Source organism: Agrilactobacillus yilanensis (assembly GCF_003946725.1).
GTDB classification, from domain to species: domain Bacteria; phylum Bacillota; class Bacilli; order Lactobacillales; family Lactobacillaceae; genus Agrilactobacillus; species Agrilactobacillus yilanensis.
Map to the genome: position 1 here is coordinate 60,149 of NZ_RHOY01000018.1, position 6,475 is coordinate 66,623.

Genomic DNA, 6,475 nt, shown 5'->3' on the forward strand with positions numbered 1-6,475 from the left:
ACAACTACTTATTATGGAAGTGACGATATGAATATTAAAAAGGCTGCTGAATTGTTTGATGTACCCACTGATGATTTACGTTACTATGAAAGAATTGGTCTTACACCGGAAGTTAAGCGGACGGTAAAAGGAAATAGAGATTATTCAACTAGTGATTTAAATTGGATTTACCTTGTTAAATCTTTGCGACAGTTGGGTATCTCCGATGAATTATTAATTGATTTTGCAACCTTGAGTAAGCTTGCTGTAAATAAAGATGTCTCAAAGGCACAGACTGAGCTACTGATTGAAGAATCGAATGAGCTAGAAAATCAGATTATTCGCTTAAAGAATATCAAGAGTCTGTTGACGTATAGAATGATTAGTAGCCAGCTGCAGAATAAGCATGATGAAAATGTAGCTCCAATTTGGGAATAGCAAAAAGGCCGAGTAAATTAAAGCAGCTCGGCCCTTTTTGTCTCTGATGAAGTTATTGATTATAGGATGAATTCAATTCTAATTCAGTGCTGAAGCCTTCCTTGAGAGTTTCGGTAAAGTCTTTATTAACGTGATCAGGGAACTTGTCTAAATTTGTATCAGTCATGACATTGACGTAATGATTGATCCACCGGCTGGCCATAACGTAGCGTAGTTCAGCTTGTTTCATTTGATTTAATAATAATTCCTGTTGCTTAGTCATCAATACCATACGTTCGTTTAATGTTGTTTTACCAGTGCGTGCTAAAGTGACATAGTCACGAATTTCATTAATAGGCATGTTTATTTCATGAAGCGTTTTGACCATTTTGATCCAAATTAAATCACGTTCTTGGAAAACGCGGTTATTGTGCTCGTCACGTTGTACATCTGGAATTAAGTGTTTGCGGTCATAATAGCGAATTGCAGAAGGTGAAAGAGCCATTCGTTTTCCTGCTTCCTGAATCGTAATCATAATATTAAATCATCACCTTATATAGTTTCTGTAGATTAATTATTGTCTAAATAGGTCGCTAAATCAAGAAAAAAAGACCTCTGTAGAGGCCTCTAAAACGACTAGTTAACAGTTGTTCTATGACACGATATTGGCATTACTTTAATAACGCACGATCAGTCAAGTACGTCGTCATGACTTTTTCGTTATTACCTAAAAAGCCACCTTGTAAAATCGCACCAGTATTAGCAGCCATCTTTTTCAAGAATGGCGTGTTTGCGCTCATTGGGGTACTCATGCTAGTTGCAAATGGAATCACAACTTTACCTTTCAAATCTGCTTGTTCAAAGAAGGTGTTAATGAACATCGGTGATTGTTGATACCAAATGGGAAAACCAATAAAAATAGTTTTTTCGTCAGTTAAGTCTGGTAGATTTTTGATGTTTGGATGAATATCTTGATCAATTTGGTCCTTTGAAATACCAGTTAATTGATCATAACTACTTGGATAGGCCGGATCAATTTGTAACTCAACGAGTTTGGCGCCAGTTTTGGTTTGTAACAATTTAGCAGCCTGTTCAGTAGTACCAGTTGCTGAAAAATAAAGAATTAACATATCTAAGTCTTCCTTCGTTTAATTGATGAATTCATCTTAAACCTTGAAGTGGACTTCAAAGCAAGTAGTTAATGAAAAGTTTTTAAATTAATTGATTACGAGGATCTAAAACTAATGATTCGGCTAATAATATCTCACTATACAGATCATAAATAACCGTTGAATTTGCAACGTGTCGGCGAGCTAAATCATATAAATAATCACGCTCGGCATTGAAGGCCTGCATTAATGCACGGCGCTGTTCAACACTCTTAAGGGTATTGAGTACTTCTTTTTGTGTTGAAGCATCTTTCCATTGGCTAATAAATGATCGCATGCCATTGTGTTGGCCCTGATCTTTAATATCATAGATGACTAAATTACAGACATCCTTAGGTAATGACATACTCTTAACTTGTTTAATACCTACTAAAACCATCTCATGGCGGAGTTTTGCAGTCTGTTGATTGCGATTGTGTTCATCAAGGTCGACTGGCAACCAATAATGAAAAATGAGTGTTGGCACCAACATGCTAAGAATAATAACAACCGTTTCAATCAAAACAATTTGAGAAAAGACACCTGAACCTAATTTTTCACTGGCAATGGAGAAAGTCATTGCTAGCGTAACCGTACCATGTACCCCACCCAGCGCAAATAGCGTAGCGGTTCGGTTAGATCGGTCGCCAATGAGAAAACGGGCGTAGAGCCACCGACAGATTAAGAGGCTTAGATATCCAACTGCGCCAATTAAAAGCCATGCATAGGAAGAAGTGGCCTTTGTAAAGTTAGCGACGAAAATACGTTCAAGATTTAGTCCCAAGATAACAAAAACGAAACCATTTAAAATTTCATCCATAAAGTTAATCGTTTGAATGCCTAAGTGCATTTGACGTGGTGCGGCGAAGCGTGTACGACTTGCTTCGCTGTTATGGATCAATCCAGCCGTTACCACCGCGATAATTCCCGAAACGTCGATAGCTTCGGCAATTAGATAAATAATCAGTGGCGTTAGGATGTACATTAAATTCTGCGAGGAGATCACATTAGCATTACTACGAACAATGTATTGTCGGGATAAGGCTAAAATCATTGCCAATAGCGCGCCAACAATTGCACCACCACCAGCTGACCAAATCAATTTACCAAAGTTTGCGAGTAGTCCTAAGTGATCGGTCTGCTGCCACAGTAAAGCTGCTTGCAGCAAAATTAAACCGGCCGCGTCATTGAAAAGTGATTCCATTGAAAGTGCCGTCTTGGTAGTGCTAGGAAAGACGCGACCACTAATAACTGATTCTAAAGCTGTTGCATCAGTTGGCGTACAAATTGCGATAATGATCAATGCGATGGGTAGTGTTAACGCAAATAGACTGTGTAGAATTACTGTGGCAATTATTGCTGAAACAATCGCTAAGAATCCAGCTGTTCCCAAAATACTTTTTAGCCGTTTTCGGACCATCAACATGGGTGTACGTTGGGCTTCAAAGAAAAGCAGTGGAGCAAGTATGGTTAACATAAAGACATCGCTATTTAATGTCAGAATTAATCTATTGGTAAGTGGAATCCAAGCAATAATAATACCAACAAGCACGTTAATGTAAGTTCCTGATATTTTTGGAACCAACCGGGCTAAAAAATTACTGATAGCAACTGCGATCAAGGTGACAAAGAATGAGAAAAATAACGCCATGAGCGGACCTACTTTCGAAAATATCTATCTAATACTTACTTTCTAATACTTACTTTACACTAAGTCTTTTACTTGGAACAGTTAAACTCATGAAAAAATAAAGCCGTGTTTCAAGAAAAGAAGCACAGCTTATTTTTAAAGGCTATTTGTTATAAGAAGGACGTACCAAATTAGCGATACGTTCAACGGCGGCCGGATCGCGATGGTCGAAAAATTGGCTTTCTTGGCGATCAAGCGTACTGATGGCTGTCATTTCAGCGGGAGTGAGTTTGAAGTCAAAAATATTCAGGTTTTCAGCCATGCGAGTCTGATGGACGGATTTTGCTAGCGCAACAATTCCTTGTTGAGTTAACCAACGTAAGATTACTTGGCCGGTGCTTTTATGGTGATTGTTGGCAATTTCTGTTAGGACTTCATTAGTGAAAATATGATGTTTACCTTCTGCAAATGGGGCCCAAGCTTCGGGTTGAACGTGTTTATCACGCATATATTCAATGCTGGTAGTTTGCTGGTTAAATGGATTGATTTCAACCTGATTTAGAGCTGGCGTGACATCATTATACAAGGCTAAATCAATCAACCGATCATTTTCAAAGTTTGAAACACCAATTGATTTAAGCTTGCCTTCTTTTTGCAGATCCTCCATAGCACGCCATGAGCCATAAACATCGCCATATGGTTGATGGATTAGATATAAATCTAAGTAGTCGAGTTGTAGTTTCTTTAAAGTCATTTCAAAAGCTTTCTTGGTGGCTTCATAGCCCGTATCACTGACCCAAAGCTTAGAAGTAATGAATAATTGGTCACGAGCAACACTAGCCCGTTTGATGCCTTTACCAACTTCTTCTTCATTGTTGTATGACTGGGCAGTATCAATCAACTGATACCCCGTTTCGATTGCATCGACAACAGCTTGTTCAGCGGCGCCGGGTTCGTTAATTTGAAAAACACCAAATCCTAATACGGGCATTTCATTGCCATCATGTAGTTTTACAGTTTCCATGAATAATCGCTCCTTGTTGTATTGAATGATTCAACTATAAACCTTGAAGTGGACTTCAAGGCAATGGATTTATCGAATTTAATTGAAAAACCTTAGTTGAAAGGTGCAGACTAATTTAATTATCAAGGAACAGTTTTCTTAAATAATGGTTTTTGAATGTCATATATATAGAAAGAAACGAAATAATTTTAAAACTTGGCAATTTTTTTAAAATAATTGCTTGCTTTGAAGTGGACTTCAAGGTTTAATATCATTTTTGTTGAAACGAACAAAACAAAGAAGTGAGGTAATAAGCTATGAAAAAGAATGTTCTAGCACTAATCATAATTGTGATACTTATTGTGTTAGGGGGCAGTTATTACTTTATTAATCGTGGTTCGAGTAATGCCGCTAATTCTCAGTCACCAAGTCAAAGTGGTTCCAGTTCGACGGTTGGGGCTATTAGTAAGCGTTCTAAAACATTGATTCTTTATTATTCAAACTCTGGTACGACACGAACAGCAGCTAAAGAAATTCAAAAGCAAACTGGCGCTGATTTAATTGAAATGAAGATTTCTTCCAATTACCCGTCAGACTACAACAAACTGATCAAAGTTGCTAAACGTGAAATTGACAATAATGCGCGACCAAAGATTACGAATAAAATTGATGTTTCAAAATATGACACTATCTTTATCGGTTTTCCAACTTGGTATCACCGGCCACCAATGTTCATCAATACATTTTTTGAGATATATAACTTGAAAGGCAAGACAATCGTGCCTTTCACGACCAGCATGAGTAGCTCGATGAGTGAAAGTACGCCATATCTCAAACGAATGGCTAAAGGAACTGGGGTAACATTACAAACCGGCTTCCGAGCAAATGAGACTAGTACGATTACTAAATATCTAAAGAATCATGACTTAGCCAAGTAAAATAACCTACCATGAAAGGATGTGAGGTAACAGCTGAATAAGATAAAAAAATTGATTTTCCGATTTAAAATAGTTGCCTTAAAGTCGAGTTTAAGGGGTATTATCTAACTGACTACTGTAGTTAGTCGATTTAACAAACAATTAATGGAGGGCCTTAAAATGCCAAAAATGGAATTAAAAGATGTTGATATTAAAGATATTCAAAAAGTAAACGATAATCCCTGGGGATTAGTTTATGCGGACGCTATTACTGAAAACAAAGCCGGTGAAGTAAATATTCATCCGATCAGCTATGTTTTAAACGGTTTAAAGATTGCTGCGAACGTTTATACGCCAGCTAATTATGATCCTAAGAAGAAATACCCAGCTTTAACGGTTGCTCATCCAAATGGTGGGGTTAAGGAACAGGTTGCTGGTTTGTTTGCCCAAAAGTTAGCTGAAAATGGTTATATTGCCATCGCCGCTGATGCTTCTTACCAAGGTGCCTCTGAAGGCCAACCACGTATGGTTGACAATCCAGCATACCGGGTTGAAGACATTCATGGAATGGCTGACGCTTTATCCTTATTCCCTGGCGTTGATTATGATCGCATGGGTGCCTTTGGTATCTGTGGTGGTGGTGGCTACACTTTACGTGCTGGCCAAACTGACAAGCGTTTCAAAGTTGTGGCTACTTTATCAGCCTTTAACTCTGGTCTTGTCCGTCGTAATGGCTTTATGGATTCAGAAGTTAATACGATTCAGGATCGTTTAGCAGCCGCTTCTGAAGCTCGTGAAAAAGAAGTTCGTGGCGAAGAAGTTGAATACACGCCTGATTTGAAGGAAATGGCCCCAGAAGATGCTGCCAAATTACCTTACGCTTTATACCGTGATGGCTACACTTACTACGCCCAAACACATGCACATCCATTATCATCATTCGTTTACACTCGCAGTAGTTTCTTGAACTTGATGACATATGATGCATCTGTAAACATGGATTTGATCAATGTGCCACTGTTAATGATGGCTGGTAAGACAGCAGATACTTTTTATTTAACTGAAAAAGCTTATGCTAATGCCACTGGGACTAAGGATCGCGAATTATTCTTAATTGAAGGGGCTCAACATATCGAAACTTATTGGAAGCCAGAATATGTTAAGCAAGAAGCTGATAAGTTAATGGATTGGTTAAGTACCCGTCTCTAATCAGTAATGAATTAACCATGTAACATGGCTTAAAATAAAAGTATAAATTCCAAACAATTTTGGGCCGTTATTGAATCTATCTTTTCAATAACGGCTTTTTTAGGTGCGCTCGGCATGGGTGCTAACTTGGTGGTGAAAGTCCACTGTGAGCCGTAGTAGTCGGAATCACTAG

General features: G+C 38.2%; 7 protein-coding genes. 3 read left to right on the top strand and 4 right to left on the bottom strand.

Annotated elements, in window-relative coordinates; genetic code table 11:
- Positions 1-27: 27 nt before the first annotated feature.
- Positions 28-417: a MerR family transcriptional regulator gene (locus EKM93_RS11210; RefSeq protein WP_125715675.1), complete on the top strand. Its 390-nt coding sequence runs from the start codon at positions 28-30 to the stop codon at positions 415-417.
- Between the two features lie 52 nt (positions 418-469).
- On the opposite strand, the gene EKM93_RS11215 is transcribed toward EKM93_RS11210, so the two are convergent.
- From EKM93_RS11215 to EKM93_RS11230, 4 genes are all read right to left on the bottom strand, one after another.
- Complete coding sequence (locus EKM93_RS11215; RefSeq protein ID WP_125715676.1) at positions 470-931, bottom strand: MerR family transcriptional regulator; 462 nt, start codon at positions 929-931, stop codon at positions 470-472.
- Between the two features lie 136 nt (positions 932-1,067).
- Complete coding sequence (locus EKM93_RS11220) at positions 1,068-1,526, bottom strand: flavodoxin (protein WP_125715677.1); 459 nt, start codon at positions 1,524-1,526, stop codon at positions 1,068-1,070.
- Positions 1,527-1,608: 82 nt separating this feature from the next.
- A complete protein-coding gene (locus tag EKM93_RS11225; protein WP_125715678.1) occupies positions 1,609-3,195 on the bottom strand; it encodes a cation:proton antiporter in 1,587 nt (528 codons plus the stop codon).
- Positions 3,196-3,337: 142 nt separating this feature from the next.
- Positions 3,338-4,198 carry an aldo/keto reductase gene (locus EKM93_RS11230; RefSeq protein ID WP_125715679.1) on the bottom strand — a complete coding sequence of 287 codons (861 nt, stop codon included), beginning with the start codon at positions 4,196-4,198 and terminating at the stop codon, positions 3,338-3,340.
- Positions 4,199-4,494: 296 nt separating this feature from the next.
- Here EKM93_RS11230 and EKM93_RS11235 point away from each other — a divergent pair, with 296 nt between their 5' ends.
- Together EKM93_RS11235 and EKM93_RS11240 are read left to right on the top strand one after the other, a co-directional pair.
- Positions 4,495-5,115, top strand: coding sequence for a flavodoxin (locus EKM93_RS11235; RefSeq protein ID WP_125715680.1), 621 nt, complete (start codon positions 4,495-4,497; stop codon positions 5,113-5,115).
- A gap of 159 nt (positions 5,116-5,274) precedes the next feature.
- Entirely contained in the window at positions 5,275-6,303 is a 1,029-nt protein-coding gene (locus EKM93_RS11240; RefSeq protein WP_125715681.1) for an alpha/beta hydrolase, read from the top strand.
- Positions 6,304-6,475: the final 172 nt, after the last annotated feature.

What these genes read in the sequence shown, in the direction of transcription:
- EKM93_RS11220 (WP_125715677.1), bottom strand. Translation starts at nt 1,526, where the DNA reads ATGTTAATTCTTTATTTTTCAGCAACTGGTACTACTGAACAGGCTGCT.
- EKM93_RS11230 (WP_125715679.1), bottom strand. Translation starts at nt 4,198, where the DNA reads ATGGAAACTGTAAAACTACATGATGGCAATGAAATGCCCGTATTAGGA.
- EKM93_RS11225 (WP_125715678.1), bottom strand. Translation starts at nt 3,195, where the DNA reads ATGGCGTTATTTTTCTCATTCTTTGTCACCTTGATCGCAGTTGCTATC.
- EKM93_RS11240 (WP_125715681.1), top strand. Translation starts at nt 5,275, where the DNA reads ATGCCAAAAATGGAATTAAAAGATGTTGATATTAAAGATATTCAAAAA.
- EKM93_RS11235 (WP_125715680.1), top strand. Translation starts at nt 4,495, where the DNA reads ATGAAAAAGAATGTTCTAGCACTAATCATAATTGTGATACTTATTGTG.
- EKM93_RS11210 (WP_125715675.1), top strand. Translation starts at nt 28, where the DNA reads ATGAATATTAAAAAGGCTGCTGAATTGTTTGATGTACCCACTGATGAT.
- EKM93_RS11215 (WP_125715676.1), bottom strand. Translation starts at nt 931, where the DNA reads ATGATTACGATTCAGGAAGCAGGAAAACGAATGGCTCTTTCACCTTCT.